Origin of the sequence: Mesorhizobium sp. M0830 (assembly GCF_040319965.1) — a bacterium.
GTDB lineage: Bacteria > Pseudomonadota > Alphaproteobacteria > Rhizobiales > Rhizobiaceae > Mesorhizobium.
This window is the reverse complement of the sequence record NZ_JAMYOR010000006.1, coordinates 119,292-139,212: the sequence shown is the minus strand read 5'-3', so window position 1 is coordinate 139,212 and position 19,921 is coordinate 119,292. Positions and strand designations below refer to the sequence as shown.

General features: G+C 62.9%; 15 protein-coding genes and 1 pseudogene. 3 read left to right on the top strand and 13 right to left on the bottom strand.

Going from position 1 to position 19,921, the window contains the following annotated elements; genetic code table 11:
• The first annotated feature begins 114 nt into the window (after positions 1-114).
• Positions 115-1,116, top strand: coding sequence for a KpsF/GutQ family sugar-phosphate isomerase (locus NKI20_RS06375; RefSeq protein WP_352725487.1), 1,002 nt, complete (start codon positions 115-117; stop codon positions 1,114-1,116).
• 4 nt (positions 1,117-1,120) lie between these two features.
• Here NKI20_RS06375 and NKI20_RS06370 read toward each other — a convergent pair whose 3' ends face one another.
• The 13 genes and pseudogenes from NKI20_RS06370 to NKI20_RS06310 form a co-directional block, all read right to left on the bottom strand.
• Positions 1,121-1,585: an NfeD family protein gene (locus NKI20_RS06370; RefSeq protein WP_352725289.1), complete on the bottom strand. Its 465-nt coding sequence runs from the start codon at positions 1,583-1,585 to the stop codon at positions 1,121-1,123.
• 77 nt (positions 1,586-1,662) lie between these two features.
• On the bottom strand, positions 1,663-2,613 hold the full coding sequence (locus NKI20_RS06365) for an SPFH domain-containing protein (protein WP_023759741.1): 951 nt from the start codon (positions 2,611-2,613) through the stop codon (positions 1,663-1,665).
• Positions 2,614-2,701: 88 nt separating this feature from the next.
• A pseudogene (locus NKI20_RS06360) lies at positions 2,702-3,945 on the bottom strand (NAD(P)/FAD-dependent oxidoreductase).
• 152 nt (positions 3,946-4,097) lie between these two features.
• On the bottom strand, positions 4,098-5,162 hold the full coding sequence (hemH, locus tag NKI20_RS06355; RefSeq protein WP_352829182.1) for a ferrochelatase: 1,065 nt from the start codon (positions 5,160-5,162) through the stop codon (positions 4,098-4,100).
• 136 nt (positions 5,163-5,298) lie between these two features.
• Positions 5,299-7,305: a 5'-nucleotidase C-terminal domain-containing protein gene (locus NKI20_RS06350; protein WP_352829180.1), complete on the bottom strand. Its 2,007-nt coding sequence runs from the start codon at positions 7,303-7,305 to the stop codon at positions 5,299-5,301.
• 186 nt (positions 7,306-7,491) lie between these two features.
• Positions 7,492-7,869, bottom strand: a complete 378-nt coding sequence (gene omp10, locus NKI20_RS06345) for an outer membrane lipoprotein Omp10 (protein ID WP_023759745.1) — start codon at positions 7,867-7,869, stop codon at positions 7,492-7,494.
• A gap of 187 nt (positions 7,870-8,056) precedes the next feature.
• Complete coding sequence (locus NKI20_RS06340; RefSeq protein ID WP_352725295.1) at positions 8,057-9,502, bottom strand: homospermidine synthase; 1,446 nt, start codon at positions 9,500-9,502, stop codon at positions 8,057-8,059.
• 128 nt (positions 9,503-9,630) lie between these two features.
• A complete protein-coding gene (locus NKI20_RS06335; protein WP_352829178.1) occupies positions 9,631-10,569 on the bottom strand; it encodes a heme-dependent oxidative N-demethylase family protein in 939 nt (312 codons plus the stop codon).
• Positions 10,566-10,853, bottom strand: coding sequence for a YciI family protein (locus NKI20_RS06330; protein WP_352829177.1), 288 nt, complete (start codon positions 10,851-10,853; stop codon positions 10,566-10,568). The genes NKI20_RS06335 and NKI20_RS06330 overlap by 4 nt, the downstream gene beginning before the upstream one ends.
• A gap of 14 nt (positions 10,854-10,867) precedes the next feature.
• On the bottom strand, positions 10,868-11,530 hold the full coding sequence (locus tag NKI20_RS06325; RefSeq protein ID WP_352829175.1) for an aminotransferase class IV family protein: 663 nt from the start codon (positions 11,528-11,530) through the stop codon (positions 10,868-10,870).
• The gene (locus NKI20_RS06320; RefSeq protein WP_352829173.1) at positions 11,479-12,624 is read right to left on the bottom strand and encodes an aminodeoxychorismate synthase component I; all 1,146 of its coding nucleotides are present in this window, start codon (positions 12,622-12,624) and stop codon (positions 11,479-11,481) included. The genes NKI20_RS06325 and NKI20_RS06320 overlap by 52 nt, the downstream gene beginning before the upstream one ends.
• 228 nt (positions 12,625-12,852) lie before the next feature.
• Positions 12,853-13,632, bottom strand: coding sequence for a helix-hairpin-helix domain-containing protein (locus NKI20_RS06315; RefSeq protein ID WP_352829172.1), 780 nt, complete (start codon positions 13,630-13,632; stop codon positions 12,853-12,855).
• Between the two features lie 363 nt (positions 13,633-13,995).
• Entirely contained in the window at positions 13,996-15,828 is a 1,833-nt protein-coding gene (locus NKI20_RS06310; protein ID WP_502898038.1) for a M3 family oligoendopeptidase, read from the bottom strand.
• 175 nt (positions 15,829-16,003) lie between these two features.
• Here NKI20_RS06310 and NKI20_RS06305 point away from each other — a divergent pair, with 175 nt between their 5' ends.
• Both NKI20_RS06305 and NKI20_RS06300 read left to right on the top strand, forming a co-directional pair.
• Positions 16,004-17,539 (top strand): sigma-54-dependent transcriptional regulator, encoded by a 1,536-nt coding sequence (locus tag NKI20_RS06305; protein WP_352829170.1) that lies wholly within the window; start codon positions 16,004-16,006, stop codon positions 17,537-17,539.
• A 397-nt stretch (positions 17,540-17,936) separates the two neighbouring features.
• Positions 17,937-19,736, top strand: a complete 1,800-nt coding sequence (locus NKI20_RS06300; protein WP_352829202.1) for a peptidoglycan L,D-endopeptidase MepK — start codon at positions 17,937-17,939, stop codon at positions 19,734-19,736.
• Positions 19,737-19,921: the final 185 nt, after the last annotated feature.

The window sequence follows — 19,921 nt, the reverse complement described above, 5'->3', positions numbered from 1 at the left end:
AAGCCTTTTGTCTCCATGCCTGTCGCTATCGCAAACCGCCGCAAACATTCGGACGACATGCCTGCGGCCATTTCCGTTGGACAGCGCTCCGGCAAAGCGCTAATCGCATCAGCCATGCATGCGGGATCTCCTGACAACAAGCCTTTGGACAGGCAAGCGTCGATCGCTTCGGCGCTGAGGACGGTGGCGACAGAACAAGCTGGTGTCGCAGCCCTTGCCGAGGCCCTCGAGAGCGGATTGGCCGGGCCTTTCTGCCAAGCCGTCGACATGATCTCCGGGATTGAAGGCCGTCTCATCGTCACTGGCGTCGGCAAAAGCGGCCATATCGGTTCGAAGATCGCGGCGACGCTGGCCTCGACCGGCACGCCGGCTTTCTTTGTCCATCCCGCCGAAGCCAATCACGGCGATCTCGGCATGATCGCCAGGGACGACGCCATCATCGCCATGTCGTGGTCGGGCGAGAGCAAGGAATTGATGGGCATCGTCGCCTATTCCAGGCGCTTTTCCATTCCGCTTATCGCCATAACCGCCGGAGAGACATCAGCGCTGGCGCGGGCGGCGGATGTGGTGCTGCTTTTGCCGCGCGCGCCAGAGGCCTGCCCGCATGGCCTGGCACCGACGACATCGACACTGCTGCAACTCGTAATGGGTGACGCGCTGGCGATTGCTCTCCTCGAAGCACGCGGCTTCACGCCGGACCATTTCCGTACCTTTCACCCAGGCGGCCAGCTCGGCGCCAACCTGACGCAGATCCGCGAGATCATGCATGTCGGCGACAGGCTGCCGCTGGTGGTCACGGGCACCGGCATGCAGGACGCTATCCTGGAACTGTCGCGCAAAGGATTTGGTTGCGTGGCGATCACCGACGCCGACGGTGCGCTGGTCGGCATCATCACAGATGGCGACATCCGCCGTCATATAGGCAGCAATCTGCTGGCAATGACGGTGGATCAGGTGATGACGAAAGGACCGAAGACGGCGGCGCCGGATACATTGGTGGCAACGGCGCTGCAGACGATCAACAATTCAGCCATCACCAGCCTGATGGTGGTGGAGGGCCGGAGACCAGTCGGCCTCATCCACCTGCACGATCTCTTGCGGATCGGCGCGGCCTGAACGTTCAGACGGGCTCCACTGTCAGTTCCAGATCGGTGTCGGCCGCACCCGTCACGCGCACTTGCGTGCCGGCCGGCAGATCCGGACCGGAGACACGCCACAGCGTGTCGCCCAGCTTGATGCGGCCACGTCCATCCCGGATCGGTTCGGCAAGTGTCGCCATACGGCCGACCATTTGCGCGCCGCGGCGGTTGAGCAGCGGCTGGTCGGTCGGGTCATTGCGACTGCCGACCAGCTTCTTGCCGATATAGGCCGAGACCAGCGACAGCGCCAGGAAGGCGAGGACCTGAACCTGCCAGGTCCAGAAACCGGTGTCCCAGATCAGTAGCGACACGGCGCCGATGATCAGGGCGGCGATGCCGATCCACAGCATGAAGATACCGGGCGCGATGATTTCCATCACCAGCAGGGCGAAGCCGAGAACCATCCAGTTCCACGGGCCAAGTTCGAAAATGATGCGGTCGATCATGGGTGTGTTTCTTCTTGTTTGAGCATGACATTTTCCGAAAATCGATTTCCACTTTTCGGGGTCATGCTCCGACGATCTCAGTTGTCGCTTGGGCGCACGACTGGCGGGCGTGCGGCCTGTCTTTGCGCGCCGGTCGTGCCTTCGCTGCGGAAGACTTCCTTGGCAATCTCGCCAATGCCACCGAGCGAGCCGATCAGCGACGACGCCTCGAACGGCATCAGCACGATCTTGCTGTTGGTGGCGGTGCCGATCTTACCCAATGCCTCGGTGTATTTCTGGGCAACGAAGTAATTCAGCGCCTGTACGTCGCCCTTGGAAATTGCTTCCGATACCACCTGCGTGGCGCGGGCTTCCGCCTCAGCCGAACGCTCGCGTGCCTCGGCGTCGCGGAAGGCGGCTTCCTTGCGGCCTTCGGCTTCGAGGATCTGCGATTGTTTGAGGCCTTCGGCTGCGAGGATCTGCGCGCGCTTGTTGCGTTCCGCCGTCATCTGCCGGCCCATCGATTCGATGAGGTTGGCCGGCGGGTTGATGTCCTTGATCTCGACGCGCGTGATCTTGATGCCCCACGGATGCGCTGCTTCATCGACGACGCGCAGCAGCCGCTCGTTGATGGCGTCGCGATTCGACAAAAGCTCGTCCAGATCCATCGAACCCATGACGGTGCGGATGTTGGTCATTGTCAGGTTGAGGATGGCGTTCTGCAGACCCGCAACCTGGTAGGCGGCCTGAGCCGCATTGAGGATCTGGTAGAAGGCGATGCCATCGACACCGACGATGGCGTTATCGCGGGTGATGATTTCCTGGCTTGGAACGTCAAGCACCTGCTCCATCATGTTCATCTTGGCGCCGATGCGGTCGACGAACGGGAAAATGAAATTGAGGCCCGGGCTCAGTGTCTTGGTGTAGCGGCCAAAGCGCTCCACCGTATAATTGTAGCCTTGCGGGATCGTCCTTATGCCTTTGATCAGAAGCACCAATACCAGAAGGGCAAGTGCACCAACCGCAATATCGAAACCACTGAAATCCATTTGGCTCTCCCCCAGACGAAGGCCGCACAAGCCATTCTCGCGCAGCCGACTTCACCAAAGGCTTAAGTGTATTTCAGATGCGTTACAATCAGGTGATGATGCATTGTTTGTCGGATTGCGACTTACGGTTGAAAGAAAACAGCCTTGCATCCATGTCGTCCAGCCCGTTGATCGAAGCCGAGACAATCTCGGAAGCGATCTGCGAGAAGGTAATGCCATTGCCGCTGTAGCCCATCACGGCATGGATACGAGGGTGGCTGGGAATGGCGCCGATATAGGGCAGGCCGGTGGTCGTGGTGCCGAAAGAACCAGTCCAGGCGAATTCAGGCCTGTTGTCGAGATGCGGAAATATCCGGCCAAGCTTTTCGGCAATGCGTGCGCTCTTGTCGCCGATCAGCTCGTCGCGCCGCGCCTCGTCGACAAAATCCTCGTCCTCGCCGCCGCAGATGACCCGGCCGTCGGCTGTCGCGCGCATATAGAGGTAGGGGTCCGACGCCTCCCAGATGAAGGCTGCCTGCCGCCAGATCTTTCGCGGTTGCGGTCGTGTCGCGATCGCCCAGGTCGAGCGGATCTGGTGGGCAGTCGCCGGCACGATATCGACCAGTTCGTAGCCGGTGGCAAGCACGACATGTTGCGCGGTGACGGCCGGGCCGTCCCTGGTTGCGACCACTACCGCGTCGGCTTTGTCGACGATCGCCGTCGCTTCGGCGGGGGCGTAGAGACCTGCCTGCGCTCTAGGGCCTTGAGCAGCAGCCCGGCCGTCAGCTTGCGCGGGTTGAGCGCTATATTGCCATGGCTGAGGACGGCGCTGTTGCGATCGATGCCGAACTTCTCCGCCAGCGGCGCTGGTGTGAGATAGGCCGCGCCGATACCGGCTTGCCGCCGCGCGTCGGCCTCGTCACGCAGCTGCGATGGGCTGAGCAAGGTGCCGGCCAGGTAGAGCGACGGCGTGCGGCTCAGACTACAATTGATGCCGAGTTCGGCGATGCGGGCAGCAAGATTGGAAATGGCGAGCCGCGAGCGTCGCCAGACTTGGTTCGCCGAGGCACTGCCGATTATCTTTGAAAGCGTCGAAAGCGGCTGATCGAGCTCGAATTGCACCAGCGCAGTGGTCGCGGACGTCGAGCCTTTCAGCGGACCGCGCCGGTCGATGCAGATCACCGCATGGCCCTGCGCCGTCAGGGTCTCCGCCATCATGGCTCCGCTGATGCCCATGCCGACGATCAGCACATCTGTCTTGTCGTCGTGGATCAGGCTGTCCGTCGGCACCGCAGGCGCGCGATAGGCGGACCAGACGGGCCGGCCGGTTCTCAGGTCGAGCTTGCGGGGCATCGAACTCTCCGGAGGGCGCGCCTTAACGCTCCGGAGTTCGTGTTGTTCCGGTTCAGAGCGGCTCACCGCTTCACGGAAGCGGCGAGCCGCTCTAATTCTTGTTTGAAGCAATTCCGGACGGAAAGCCGTTTCACACTTTTTCTGGAATTGCTTTAGACCCAGCCGGACAGTTCGCGCCGCACCATCGCCTCGACCACTGCCATGCCCTCGGCGCTGTCGTTGAGGCACGGGATATGGGCGAAGTTCTTGCCGCCGGCATGATGGAAGGTCTCGGCCGCCTCGCGGCCGATCTCGTCTAGCGTCTCGATGCAGTCGACGGAAAAGCCGGGATTGACGATGGCGATCGATTTCACGCCGTCCTTGCCGAGTTTCTCTACCGTCTTGTCGGTATAGGGCTGCAGCCATTCCTGCGCGCCGAAGCGCGACTGGAAGGTGATGATCAGTTTCTTGTCATCCCAGCCGAGCCGTTCACGCAACAATCGCGTCGTCTTTTGGCAATGGCAATAATAGGGATCACCCTTCTCGAAATAGGGCTTCGGGATGCCATGATAGGAGGTGATGACCACCTCCGGCTCGAAATCAAGCGTCGCCAGATGCTGTTCGATCGAGCGCGCCAGCGCTTCGATGTAGACCGGTTCGTCATAGTAAGGCGGTACGCTGCGGATGGCCGGTGCGCGGCGCATCTTCATCAAGGCGCGAAACAGCTGATCGTTGGCGGTTGCCGTGGTCGTCGCCGAATATTGCGGATAAAGCGGGAATGAAAGAATGCGGTCGCAGCCTTGGTCGACCAGACGCTGGGCAACGCTTTCGGTCGAAGGATTGCCATAGCGCATCGCCCAATCGACGACGACATCGGGCAGGTCGCGCAGCGCTTCGGCCAGCTTCTCGCCCTGGGCGCGGGTGTAGGTGCGCAGCGGCGACTCGTTCTTCTCCCGGTTCCAGATCCGGGCATAGTTGGCGCCCGACGTTTTCGGCCGCCTGGTGAGCACCAGGCCATAGAGGATCGGATACCAGATCGCCCTGTTGAGTTCGATGACGCGCGGGTCGGACAGGAATTCTCGGAGATAGCGCCACATCGACTTGAAATCGGTGCCATCAGGCGTGCCAAGATTGACCAGCATGATGCCGATCTTGCCAGCCTTGACCGGCGGATGTCCGGCGGGCAACGGGCCAAGTGCCTTCGCGGCCTTGCGATCGACAGGGGTGGATAGCGTCATAGGGGTTCTCCGGGAGACGCGAACCTAACCATCTTGTGGGCGCTTTCAATGCAGCGTCTGGCCGCACCTTAGCCTGAAAACAGGACGCCCGCCCGGTTTCTCGGGCGGGCGGTGTCTTTCAGGCATCGAAGCGATGCTATTTCGGCGGGATGGTCAGCGTTGCGCCGACCGGAAGACGGCGCGGCTCGTAGCCCTTGTTGGCGCCCGAAATGACTTTCCACCTGGTGCCGTCGCCATAGGCCTTCACCGCCAGATCCCAGTAGGTATCGCCGGCAACGATGACATGGCTGTTTTCGGCCGGTGCGGCCTCGGCGGGCTTTGCCGGTTCGGCCGGTGCCGCCGGGGCAGGAGCCGGTGCTGCTTCAGCCGGTTTTGCTGGCTCGGCCGGTGCGGCAGGCGCGGCTGGCGCTGTCTCTGTCGATACGGCTGGCGGTGTGTTGGCGATATCACCCGAGTTGGCCGGAAGTTCAGGCATTGCCGGGGCCGCTTCCGCAGGCTTGGCTGGTTCGGTCGCGGGTGCCGCCGCGACGGTCGCCGCGATCTCGGTGATGCGACCGTCGAGCTTCGGCGTGTACGGCCGGTGGGCGCCGAGATAGTCGGCAACCACCTGTTCGAGGCCTGGACCGTAATCGTAGGCGTTCTTCGCCTTGTCAGCGAAGACCTTGTAGCCGTCGCCGCCCTGGCGGACATAATTGTTGGTGGCGACCAGATAGTCCTTGTCCGGATTGAGTGGCGTCCAGGCGCCGCCTTCCATGACCTCCACCGATTTGACGCGGCCGGCATTGGGTGCGGCGGATCTGTCGAAGGTGTATTTCAGGCCGGCGACCTGCGGGAAGCGCCCGGCGCCGTCCTCGACCTGGCTGAGGCCGTTCTCGAGACCGGCCACCAGGTCCTTGCCGGAAATCTGGAAGGTTGCCAGCGTGTTCTGGAACGGCAGCACGGTCAGCACCTCGCCCATGGTCACGGTGCCCTTGTCGATCGATGCGCGCAGGCCGCCGCCATTGGAGATGACGATCTCGACGCCCTGTCCCTTGACCCGATCCAGGATGGCGTCGGAGACGAGGTTGCCCATCGCGCACTCGCGCGTGCGGCAGCTCTCGCGGCTGCCGTCGATCACGTCGGTCGTCTCGGCCACTTCCTTGTTCTTCAGCGCCTCGATCGGCGCGCCTAGCTCCTTGATGCGGGCGAGCACGGCCGGATCGGGCGTGATCGACTTGTCGAGATAGATGGGGTCGCCGCTGGCCGATTTGACGACGCCATTGTCGTCGAACACCACCTTGAACTCGCCGAGATATTTCGAATAAGACGCCGCCTGCACGACCGGCACCTTGTAGCCGTCCGGGTTGTCGACCATCGTCGGGTAGGGGCCTTCAGCCTTGGGGTCGGTGTTCGACAGCAGCGAATGGCTGTGGCCGCCGACGACGACGTCGATGCCCGGGATTTTTGCAATGACATCGCGCTCGCGCTTGTAGCCGATATGGGTCACGGCGATGATCTTGTTGACGCCTTCGCCCTTCAGCTTCTCGACCTCGGCAGTGATCGACTTGACGTCGTCCTCGATGGCGACGTTGGGACCGGGGGACGCGAGCTCCGGCGTGTCGTTGGTGATCGCGCCGATGATGCCGATCTTCTGGCCTCCGACCTCGACGACGATCGACGGCTTGACGCGATCGCCGAGCTTGGATTGCGCATTGGCCTTCACATTGGCACCCAGCACCGGAAATCCGATCATGTCGAGGAACGGCGCCAGGGCCGCTTCGCCGTCGTCGAATTCATGGTTGCCGAGCGCCATGGCGTCGAACTTCATCTGGTTGAGGAACTCGCCTTCGACCTTGCCCTTGTAGGTCGTGTAGAAAAGCGAGCCCTGGAAATTGTCGCCGGCGCTGAGCAGCAGCACGTTCTGACCATCCAGCTTCTTGCGTTCCTGGGCGATCGCGGTGATCAGCCGGCCCGCGCCGCCGATGCACTCGCCCTTGGTCTCTTCGTCGGCCGAGCAGGTCGACTCGTATTTGTTGTTGCCTTCGATGCGGCTGTGCCAGTCGTTGATGTGCAAGATGTTCAAAGTGTAGTCGGCAAAGGATGCGCCGGCCGACAGGCCGAGTGCTGAGGCGGACAGGGCGGCAACGGCAGCAAGCTTCTTCATCTTCGTCTCCCGGAAAGCTGATCAGACGCCTTTAACGCTCTTGCTTGACTGGAACATAACAGTCGGCGCTTTGGCCATGTTCCCATCGCGTCCCGGATGACGCAAGCGGAAATCCGGGAACTTTGCCGGCGTAAAAAGGACGGCGGCCAATCGGCCGCCGTCCGTGGTCAGCGAATGCCAGCAGGTTCAGACGCGTCGTGTCAGCACGAAATTCTGGCCGCTGGAGCTGGTGCAGTTGAGCTGGCTTGTCGAAACCATCAGACAGTTGAAGCTGACTGGCGTCTGGCGGATTAGCGAGGTGCCGTTGATCTGTACCGAAGTGGCACCGGTCATCGTGTAGCTGCCATCGGCAAGCTTCTGGCCTGTGTCGGTGGCGACGGTTGTGAAGGTGCCGCCGGTGAAGGTCGACAGGCCGGTGCCCTTGGCATCGATCCAGGAGCCTTCAACGCCTTTCGGCGACGCCGCCATCGGCGGTCCGTCGGGGCCACTGGTGGCACAAGCAGCAAGCATCGCCACAATGGCCCCCGCCAAACTCATAGAAAGAACTTTGCGCGCAAAAGTCATGTGAAAATCCTCTCCTCTCGCATCGGCCGAAAAATCGGAATCGATTTTCGGAAAGCACGATGCGCGCATCCAAGTTTCCAGAGCGTACATCGTGCCTTCAAACGGGCACGCGTCGCTCTCGTCCGCATCCCTTCAATCGCCCGATTTCCGGGCGATTGCAAGGCAATGGAGTATTCCGAGCAGGGCGCTATCGGACGAGGATGTTGCGGAACTGCCACGGGTCGTTCCGGTCGAGGTCTTCCGGGAACAGGCCGGGGCGGTTATCGAGCGGCGTCCAGTCGGTGTAGTGGCCCTCGACCGGCCCGAGATACTGGGACTGCACTTCCAGGCAGCGCCTGTAGTCCATCTCGTCGGCCTCGACGATGCCGGCCTCCGGGTTTTCCAATGCCCATACCATGCCGGCGAGAACCGCCGAGGTGACCTGCATGCCGGTGGCGTTCTGGTAGGGTGCCAACTTGCGCGCCTCGGCGAGCGAAAGATGCGAGCCGTACCAGTAGGCATTCTTGTCGTGGCCGTAGAGCAGCACGCCGAGCTCGTCGACGCCGTCGACCAGTTCGTTCTCGTCGAGCACGTGGTGCACAGGCTGGGCCGTGCCGGCGGCGCCGAACATCTCGTGTAGCGACAGCACCGCGTCATTGCAGGGATGGTAGGCGTAGTGGCAGGTCGGGCGGTAGTGCACCTTGCCCTTCTTGCCGCGTACGGTGAAGAAATCGGCGATCGAGATCGCCTCGTTGTGGGTGACCAGGAAACCGTACTGCGCGCCGGGCGTCGGGCACCATGAGCGCACGCGCGTGTTGGCGCCGGGCTGCTCCAGGTAGATCGCGGCCTTGGAGCCATGCTTGTGCTTCTTGGCGTTCTTCGGCATCCACTTCTCATGCGTGCCCCAGCCGAGCTCCGCAGGCTGCAGGCCTTCGGAGATGAAGCCCTCGACCGACCAGGTGTTCCAGAACACATTCATCGGCTTTGGCTTCTTGGCGCGCTGGGTGTCGCGCTCGGCGATGTGGATGCCCTTGACGCCGGCCTTCTTCATCAGCTTGGCCCAGCCCTCGCGGTCGTCCTGCGCAGGCTCTGAAAACTCGAGGCCAAGATCGGTGGCGAGATTGACCAGCGCCTGCTTGACGAACCACGAGACCATGCCGGGATTGGCGCCGCAGGTGGAGATCGCCGTCGCACCGCCGGGCTTGTCGTGCTTTTCCTGGATCATCGCCTCGCGTAGCGCATAGTTGGTGCGGCTAGCGTTGTCGGCCTCGGCATCGAAATAGAAACCGAGCCATGGCTCGACGACGGTGTCGATGTAGAGCACTCCGAGCTTGCGGCAGAGCCGCATCAGGTCCACCGAGCCGGTATCGACCGACAGGTTGATGCAAAAGCCCTTACCGCCGCCATTGGTTAGAAGCGGCGTCAAGAGCTTCTTGTAGTTCTTCTCGGTTACCGCTTCCTGGACGAAGGCGATGCCGCGATCGTCGAGCAGCTTGCGGTCGGTGTCGCGCGGGTCGACGACGGTCATGCGCGATTTGTCGAACTGGAAATGGCGCTCGATCATCGGCAACGTTCCCCGGCCGATCGAACCAAAGCCGATCATCACGACAGGGCCGGTGATTTCACCGTAAACGGGCCAGTTTTCGGTCGCCATTTTATCGAACACTCCTTCAAAGCCCAGGAAACTGGGAACACGCACACAAAACCGGGCATCTTTGCCCGGCGGCCATGCGCTACATCACAGATCATTGTCACAAACCAGCGAAAAGCGCCAACCAGCGGCTAGCCGTCATTGGCCATGTGGTTAAGGACTGAGATCAGCCGGTCACGGTCTGCGGTCAGGCCCTTGTAGTCGAGCTGGGCGAGATCGAGCGCTTCGAGCTGGGCGGCGAAAGACACCGCGAGCATCGCCCGATCCGGGTGCCGGGCGAGGACGGCGAGCGGGTCGAGATGGATGCGGATGGTGAACAGGATATCGCGTGTAACAGGCAGTCTTCGCAATGTCTGACGCTCGACACGGATGAAGGCATGGGCGTCGATGTCGCCGTCGGGAAAACGCGAGGGCCGGTTCGTGGCGCGGTCGATGCGCTGCAGGTCGGAGAGCGGATGGTAGAGCGCGTCGCCCGACTGGATCGACCAGTTGTAGCGCTCGACGGCTTGGCCCTGCAGACCGTCGAACATGCGGTTGATCAGCTCGGCCGGACGCGTGCCCGGGCCGAAACCCGGCACCGGGGCGTGGATGTCCTGCAGCGGCTTGCCGAACTTTTCGAGAAGCGACCAGGAAGAGGGAAAGCACAGCGAGCCTGCGACAAGCCGCCAGCCGCTGTCGCTGCGGCGCATCAGGATCAGGTCTTCCTGGACCAGCAGCGAAGCCGTGACCAGCGGCGCATCGCCCAGACCGGAAGGAATGGCGGGATGGTTCGCGGCATCAGCAGCCTCGATGCCCGTATCGGTGGGGTGATAGATACCGGGAAATCTCCCGGGCAGATACGCGCGGAGCAATTCGAGCACTTCCTGCTGGGCGTCCCGCGTGCCGTCCTCCTCGACAAAAACGCGCTCGGGGAGTTCCGCGTAGAGCCGGCGCTTCTCGGCGAGATAAGGCAGCAGATGATCGTCGACCTCGATCCAGTCCGCCGGATCGAGCGGCTTCAGCCCGATGGTGAAGAGTTTCGATGAACCATCATAAGGCGTGTGGGCGGGCAGCACCTCGGCCAAGCTCATGCTTCCTTGAAATGATCGAGGCCGGCGGCGGTTATCCTCGCCAGGAATTCGGTGACATCATAGTCGGCCGCGCCTGCCTTGGCGAAAGGGTCGGCGGCCAGCCTGGCGTCGACCACCTCGCGCGGACATCGTGCGATGATGATGCCGCCGGTCCTCGGCTTCTTCGGCCCGGAGGCAACGAAGATGCCGTCCGCATAGCAGGCGTTCAGCCATTCCACATGCGCCGCCTGCAAGCGGTCGATTTCGGTCAGCGGCACCTTGTAGTTCAGCGAGACGACAAACATTGTTTGGGCTTCTCTCAGGTAAGTTTGGCCGGAATCAGTCCGCGCAGCGAGTTGCCGACGAACAGCGCCCTGGCGGTCTTCAGATCGTCCAAGCTGTAGATCGCTTCATGGGCGCGGCCTTCGTCCAGAAGCTCCGCGCGCAGTACGCCAGGCAGCAGGCCGCAGTCGAGCCGGGGCGTCGCCAATGCTCCGTCGCCGAAATCGGCGAAGACGTTGGTGATGGTGCCTTCACAGATTTCGCTGCGCTCGTTAGCCAGGATCACCTCGTCCGCCTGGGTGATAAGATATTCGGCGCGGGCATGCGTGTAGAGCTGCCGCCGGTTGGTCTTGTGGCGCAGCAGCGTATCGTGCGAATCGAGCCTCGTTCGCGCCAGCCGCAGCAGCCAGACCTTGTCGGCGGCGAGGGGTTCAAAGCGCTGTGCCGAGGCCGTCACCTCGCCGTCTTGCGACAGGACGAGGCGGGTGCGCATGGCAATGCGGGATCCGCTGACCGCGCTGCTCAATGCCTCGCCGACCTTGCCCGGATCATAGCGGAAGCCGAGTTCCGCCGCCGAACCATAGAGGCGGGCGAGATGGCGATCGAAGCGCAGGAAGCCCGAACCGGGTTCCCAGCGCATGGTCTCGATCAGCTGGAGATTGGCGGTGTTCCCGTCGCGAAGCGCGCTTTCAGCAGACACTCCTGATACTCCTCCTGCGCCGTCGAATCGAAGACGACGCCGCCACCGACATTGTAGACGGCCTCGCCACCGGAAAAGAGTGAGATGGTACGGATCGCCACGGAAAAGCGCATCGTGCCGCCGGGCGCGATCCAGCCGATGGCGCCGCAATAGACATCGCGCGGCGTACCTTCCAGATCGTGCAGGATTTCCATGGCGCGGATCTTTGGCGCGCCGGTGATCGAGCCGCAAGGAAACAGCGCCGCGAAGATCTGGCGGATGGAGAGGCCCGGCAGCAGTTTGGCCCTGACGTCGCTCACCATCTGGTGGACCGTCGGATAGGTTTCGATGCGGAACAGCGCCGGCACATCCAGCGTGCCGACCTCGCTGATCAGCGAGATATCGTTGCGCAGGAGATCGACGATCATGCGGTTTTCGGCCTGGTTCTTTTCGTCGTTGCGCAGGAAGATCTTCTGCCGTTCGTCCTCGGCCCTGGTCGCGCCGCGCGGCGCCGTGCCCTTCATCGGATGCGTTTCGATCATGCCCCTGGCGTCGATTTCGAAAAAGAGTTCCGGCGAGCGCGACAGCACGATGGGTTCACCGAGCGCGACGAGCGCACCATACTTTACCGGCTGGCGGTCGGTCAGCGCATCGAAGGCGGCCAGCGGGTCGCCTGACCACTGCGCATGCACCGGAAAGGTCAAATTGCCCTGGTAGCAATCGCCCTGCCTGATGTGCTGGTGCAGCCGTGAGAACCGCTTCTCGTAATCCTCGGGCGACCAGGTCGCGCGGGCATCGAAGATCGGGCCATTGGTCGCCACGGTATTGCGCGGCGGCACCGCCTCTTCGACTGGCGCATCGAAAACTCCAAGGCACACGAGCGGAGTTCGGCGCCCGTCCGGCAGCAAGGGAACGAGCTTCGGTTCGAGCAAATAACCCGCCTCGTAGGAGAAATAGCCGGCAAGCCATTTGCCGGCGTCGTGCGCGGCTTGCGCTGCTTCCAGCGCCGGCAGGAAATCCTTTGCCTCATGCGCCACGATGAAATCGGCCGGCCGGTCGAAAACGAGCTGGCGCGCGTTTTCATCGTTGCGGAAAATTGCGGCGGGCAGGGACATGGGCACCGGATGCTGCGGTCAATGAAGCCGTCGATCGCTCTATATGGGGGGCCGCTCGCGCGCAATCGAGGGAACGGCACGCTGCCACTCAAAGCCGACCTTGGGCCGACCCTTGGGCCGACCTTTGAGCCGACCTTCGGGTCGGCTCCGGGCCAACCCAGGGGCCAAAAGCAAACGGCGGCGCAGGATTGGCGCCGCCGTTTGCAATCTTCAGCTATTGCCTGACAATCAGGTGTTGCTGGCGGTTCCAGCAGTTGGAAACTGCTTGGCGAATTCCTTCTCGTTGCCGTCAGCGAGCAGCTTCGCTTGCTCGATCCAGCGCTCGCGTGCGATGCGGCCGTCGAAATTCATCACGTCCTCGATCCGCTTGATATCGGCGGCTGTCCAGCCGGCGATCTGGGCGAAGCTGGTGACGCCTTGCGCCTTGAGCAGCTTCTCGTTAACCGGCCCAATGCCGATCAGCCGACGCAGATTGTCAGGCTTGTCGGATGCCAGCTTGGCAGGTGCCAGTGCGGCTTTCCTGGTCGGGGCTGCCTTTGGTGCGGTCGAACTCTTGGCCGCCGAGGTCGCGGCTGCCGGCTTGCTCGCCGCGGGCTTGACCGCAGGTTTCGACGCTGCCGGCTTTGGCGCCGCCGATTTCGCAGCCACCGCCTTTGCAGGGGCTGCCTTTGCGGCCACCGGCTTGGCAGGCGCCGGCTTTGTGGGCGCGGATTTGGCCGTCGAAGGTTGCGACATCGGGGCCGAGGGGGCGGCGTTTGTCGTGGCACTGGCAGCGGGCGTCGCCTGCGCGTCGCGCAGCCGGCGCTCAAGGTCGGCGCGAGTCTTGCCGCATGCATCGAGTTCACCGGTCAGCCGGTCGCTGTCGGCGCGCAGTCTGTCGCGCTCGCTACGGGTGCGGTCGACGTCGCCACGCAAGCTGTCCAACTCACCGCGCAGGCGGCCCCACAGGAACCAGCCCACAAGCACGCCTACCAGGAATGCCAGGAGCATGTAGAAAAAAGTGCCCATTGTCTCTCTCCAGTCAGATCCGTCTGCCGTGGGGTCATGACCTTCGGCGAAGGACTACTCGATGGTGGTTCCGCGGTTCGCAGAACAGCCGGCTTCGGTTCGAGCTGTCGGCAATCGGCCTTGCTTGCCATGGCCAACGGCCATCGTCGCGTTCGCCTGAGCGCTACGGCCGGCTGAGATATTTCCTCGCCGATCCGCATGCGCTCCGGCTGAGCTTGGAGCGAAGGCTATCATAGAGCTTGTAGAAAGCTATCTGAAAAACTTCGGTGGAGAGTACTTCAAGAACAGATATTTAGAGCAAGAACACAGCGATACCAACATGCATTCGGGCTAAACTGTTCGGCGACGCCTGCGGGACGCATTTCAAGTGTCGAGCACTTCCAATTCGTCGATCAGGCCGCTGATGACGCCAAGCCCGATCTGCCAGAAGGCGGGGTCGGTGGCGTCAAGGCCGAAGGGCGCCAGAAGCTCCGAATGATGCTTGGTGCCGCCGGCGCGGAGCATTTCGAAATACTTGTCCTGAAAGCCGCGCTCGGCGTTCTGATAGACGGCATAGAGCGAGTTCACCAGGCAGTCGCCGAAGGCATAGGCATAGACATAGAAGGGCGAATGGATGAAGTGCGGGATGTAGGTCCAGAACACCTCGTAGCCTTCGCGCAGCTTGATCGCCGGACCCAGGCTTTCGGCCTGCACTTCGAGCCAGAACTGGCAGAGCCTGTCAGAGGTCAGTTCGCCGTTCTTGCGTTCAGCATGCACCTTGCGCTCGAATTCATAGAAGGCGATCTGGCGCACGACCGTGTTGATCATGTCCTCGACTTTCTGGGCGAGCATGGCCTTGCGCTCGCGCCTGTCCGTGGTCTGGTCGAGCAGGGAGCGGAAGGTCAGCATCTCGCCGAAGACGGATGCTGTCTCGGCCAGCGTCAGCGGCGTCGAGGCCATCAGCGCGCCCTGGCCGCTGGCCAGTACCTGATGCACGCCATGGCCAAGTTCGTGCGCCAGCGTCATCACATCGCGCGGCTTGCCCATGTAGTTGAGCAGCACGTAGGGATGCGCCGACGGCACGGTCGGATGCGCGAAGGCGCCGGGCGACTTGCCCGGACGCACCGGCGCGTCGATCCAGTTGCGGTCGAAGAAGGTTCGCGCGATCTCCGCCATGTCTGGCGAAAAGCGCTGATAGGCGGACAGCACGGTGTTCCTGGCCTCGTTCCAGCCGATGATCGCCTGAGGCGTGTCCGGCAACGGCGCGTTGCGGTCCCAATGGTTCATCGCCTCCATGCCCAGCCAGCGCGCCTTCATCGCGTAGTAGCGGTGCGACAGGCGCGGATAGGCATCGCGAACGGCGGACGCAAGGGCATCCACCACGCTGCGCTCGACGCGGTTTGCGAGATGGCGTGAGTCGGCAATGTCCTCGAAGCCGCGCCAACGGTCTGATATTTCCTTGTCCTTGGCCAGCGTGTTGGTGATCAGCGTGAAGGTGCGCAAATTCTTGCGGAAGGTCGTGGCCAGTGCCTCGGACGCCCGGCGGCGCACCTCGCCATCGGCGTCCTGCAGCCGGTTCAGCGCGGGCTCCAGCGTCAGTTCCTCGCCGTCGATGTCGAAGCGAAGATCGGTCATCGTCTCGTCGAACAGCCGGTTCCAGGCACCGCGTCCGGTGATAGATTTTTCGTGGAAGAGCTGCTCGACACGGTCTTCGAGCTGGTAGGGCTTGTCCTTGCGCAGATCGAGCACCCAAGGCCGGTAGTGGCCGAATGCCGGATCGCCGGTGAGCGCGCCTTCGATGGCGGCATCTTCGATCAGGTTGAGCTCGAGCGCGAAGAACAGAAGGTGCGCGCTGGCGTCGGTCATCTTCTCCTGGATGTCGCCATAGAGCTTGGCGCGCTGCGGGTCGGCAGTGTTGCCGGCATAGACCAACCCCGCATAGGAGACGATGCGGCCGATCAGTTCCTCCAGTGCCTCGTAGGCGACAAGCGCCTCGCCCAGCCTGCCTGCGGCGCCGCGCTCTGCCTCGGCGGCCAGCGTGCCCTTCCAGCGGCTCTCGAAGCTGATCGCATCGGTGGCGGCCTTGGCGATGTCGCGCTTCAGTTCCGGCGCGTCCATGCCGGCATAGAGGTCGGCAAGATTCCATTCCGGCAGGTCGCCAAGCTCGGCTGCGCCCTGACCGGACGCTGGTGCCGCAAGCTGCCGAGCAGAAACCATGTGCCCAGAGACCATGTGCATTGCCGACACCTTCCGTGGCCAAGATTCAGGGGGAAACGAGAAGCCGGTCAAATCCTAAGGAATTCATTCACCGGGTTTTTTGAAACCTTATTTAGAACCCTGTGCCAAGATGGTCCACAGGGCAGAATTCCTCGGGCGGGCAGTCATACCAGTCATGACAGGTTCCATACTCATAGTCGATGACGATCCCGTGCAGCGCCGGCTGCTCGAAGCGGCGGTGACACGGTTCGGTTACACGGCCATCGTCGTCGATGGCGGCGCGGCTGCTCTCGATGTCCTCGACGGGCCCAGCGCCCGCGAGGTTTCGGTGGTCATCCTCGACCTGGTCATGCCCGGTCTCGACGGCATCGGCGTGCTGAAGGCGATGCGCGAGCGCGACATAAATGTCCCGACGATCGTGCAGACCGCCCAGGGCGGCATCGAGACCGTGGTCTCGGCGATGCGCCACGGCGCCTTCGATTTCGTCGTCAAGCCGGCGTCTCCCGACAGACTGCAGGCGTCGATCGGCAATGCGCTCAGGGTCGAGGCCGTCGAGGGCGAGGTCAAGCGCACGTCGCGCAGGCGCAGCGGCCTTCTGACCTTCAAGGACATGATCACGCACAGCCCGGCCATGGACAGGGTGATCCGCCTTGGCCAGAAGGCGGCGGTATCCAACATTCCGATCCTGATCGAGGGCGAGTCCGGCGTCGGCAAGGAGTTGGTGGCGCGCGCCATCCAGGGCAGCGGCGACCGCCGCTCGAAACCCTTCGTCACCGTCAATTGCGGCGCCATTCCCGACAATCTGGTCGAATCGATCCTGTTCGGCCACGAGAAGGGCTCGTTCACCGGCGCGACCGACAAGCACACCGGAAAATTCGTCGAAGCGCATTCAGGCACGCTATTTCTCGACGAGATCGGCGACCTGCCGCTCGACGTGCAGGTCAAGCTGTTGCGCGCCGTGCAGGACGGCGAGGTCGACCCGGTCGGCGGACGCTCGACCGTCAGGGTCGACATCAGGCTGATTTCGGCAACGCACCGCAACCTCCTGCAGCAGGTCAAGGACGGCAAGTTCCGCGAGGATCTGTTCTATCGGCTGAACGTCTATCCGATCTTCGTGCCGCCGCTGCGCGACCGCCGCGACGACATCCCCTACTTGGTCACCCATTTCATGGATAAGGTGGCTCCGGCCGACCCGCGTCATCGACTGCAAGGCATTTCGGCCGCGGCGCTCGCCGTGCTGCAGGCCTATGACTGGCCCGGAAACATCCGGCAGCTCGAAAATGCCGTCTTCCGGGCCTCGGTGCTCTGCGAAGGCGATTTGCTGACCTCGGAGGACTTCCCGCAGATCCGGGCGCAGGTGGAAGGCACCGTCAACCTCGACACCGACGGCGATGCGCTGTCGCCGTCCTTGCCTCCGCAGGGGGACGAAGAAGAAGCCTTGCCCGGCGAGGTTAGCCCGGCAACCGAGTCCAATTCACCGGCCAGGTTGCCGCCCCGCTTCGGCACGTTGCGAGCGCTCGACGATCGCGGCAATGTACGCGCTCTGGCCGATGTCGAATTCGAGATGATCAAGCTCGCCATCGATCACTACAACGGCCAGATGAGCGAAGTCGCCCGCCGACTCGGCATCGGCCGCTCGACGCTCTATCGCAAGCTCAAGGAATACGGCATCGACCCCGAGACCGGCCGGGTCGACCGGCTCGCTTCCTGAGGCGCAAGCTCGGCACCAGTCTGCAATGCCACAACAGGCCACATACCGGCCGTTGGCGGATTGTGGCGGGCCTATGGACAGCGCTGTTCACGCATTAAGGCTAACGGTAACAGATCGTGTTCCACGCAAAGGCGGAAACATGATCTAAACCAGTGGTTTACCAAGAAACCCCGTGTACAATTTTTGGCGGGATATCGCCACGGTGTTACCGCATTTCGACTTCAATAAGCGATGATTAACCATTAGGATCGATATTCGGATGTGATCACGACACATCCGTTTGGACAAATCCGGGGACAAACGGCAGCCTGCAGGGCCTTTTGATTTGGACAGAATCGAACGACACACAAACGGGCGGCACCATCAAGTGAGCGTCTGGCCGAAGTGGCTGGCGGCAATGATTGTCGCACTTGGTTTTGTTGCCGCGGCTGCGACTGGAGCCAGCGCCGAAACACGTTCGCTGAAGCTCTATCACCTCCACACACACGAGAAGGCCGAGATCGTCTACAAGCGCAACGGCCGCTACGTCCCGGAGGGTCTCAGGAAGATCAACATCATTCTGCGCGATTGGCGTCGCAACGAGCCGACCAAGATGGATCCGCGTCTGCTCGATCTGGTCTGGGAAGCGTACCGGGAAGCCGGCGCCACGGACTATATCCAGGTCGTCTGCGGCTATCGCTCGCCGTCGACGAACTCGATGCTGCGCAGCCGCAGCCGGGGCGTCGCCGAGAAGAGCCAGCACATGCTCGGCAAGGCGATGGATTTCTACATTCCCGGCGTGCCGCTGAAGAAACTGCGCAATATCGGTCTCAAGATGCAGGGCGGCGGCGTCGGCTACTATCCGTCTTCCGGTTCGCCGTTCGTCCATATGGATGTCGGCAATGTGCGCCATTGGCCCGGCATCAGCCGCCAGGAACTGGTCAGCCTGTTCCCCAATGGCAAGACGCTGCATGTGCCGAGCGACGGCAGGCCGCTGCCCGGCTTTGAGCAGGCGCTCGCCTCCTACAAGGCGCGCAAGGGTTCGGGCTCGCCGGCCATCGAGTTGGCCAGCGCCGGTGGCAGCGGCAAGAAATCAGGCGGGTTCCTGTCGGCCTTTTTTGGCGGCGGCGACGACGAGGCCGACGACAGCGCCGATGTCGAGACCGCTTCGGCCGCACCTCCGCCCAAGGCGAGAAACCTGAAGCCGGCCGAGGCAGCAAAGACCAGCAACCTGCCAGGCATCGCCATCGTGGCGCCGGAGAACGCGCAGCGCGCCGAGATTCCGCAGGTGACCGAGGAGCAGGCCCCCGAGCCGGAACAGGACACGCCGGAGACGATCATAGCGGCATTGCCTGCACGCAGCATTCCGTTGCCTGATTTCGCACCGCGGCCGAAGGCCGATGTCGGCGCTCAGCCGCCTGAAAACGTTCCTTTTGCGATGGCGGATGCGACAGCCACCACCGAGCAGGCCGTGGCGACCGCACATGCGCCGGCTAGCGTTCCTTTCGGTATGGCCGACGCAACGGCTTCGGCTGATCCGGCCCAGATTGCCGTCAACAACATACCGTTGCCGACATGGCGCCCCGACGCTTCTCTGCCAGCCGCTCTGGCTGCGTCCCCCAGCAAGACCGTGCTGATGGCGTTGGCCGATACGGCTGAGCACAGCAAGACCGCGACCGACGCGTTCTCGGTGCTGCCGACGGCGCGCCCCGAGATGGCCCGGCCGGACGCGGTCAAGGCCGTTCTCGACGAGGCCAATGCCCAGGTCGGCGCGGCCGGCGAATACCAGGTTGCTTCATTGTCCGAGTCCGAGCCGCGTTCGGCCTTCAACGATCCGTCGGGTAATGATGCCGCATCGCCGCGCGAGGCTGTCGTTGCCCGCCCGGCCGGCTCCGATCCGGTCGCCGCGATCGGTGCCGGCGTGAAAACCACCCGCAAGGAATCGAGAGCCACCGCGCGCGACCTGAAGCCAGGCCCCAAGGCCATGGTGGTTGCCGCCGCACCGCAGGCCGCCCGCTGGGCGCTGACCAGCGGCGAGCATGTCGCCACCGTCTCGAGCGCGACGACGGCGCCGGGCTACGCCTACAGCATCGTGCACACGGCGCCGAGCGAGGTCTACACGGCCGGCTTCCAGCAGGACAACCAGATGGCTGATGCCAACCGCTTTACAGGCAACGCGGTCAAGTTCCTCTCGGTCGCCCGCTTCCAGACCAAGTGAGCGATCAGCCAATCGACAAAGCCACGCTGGGCAACCTGCGCGGCTTTTTGCTGCGAGACCAGCCGCTATGCCGCTGCCATCAGCGGATCACTCCGGTGTGACATCGCAGTGATCGCGGATGGCTCGAAACCTGCGACGGACCCTGCTCGCAGCAGGAACGCAACCCGGTCGACGGAAGCCGGCCG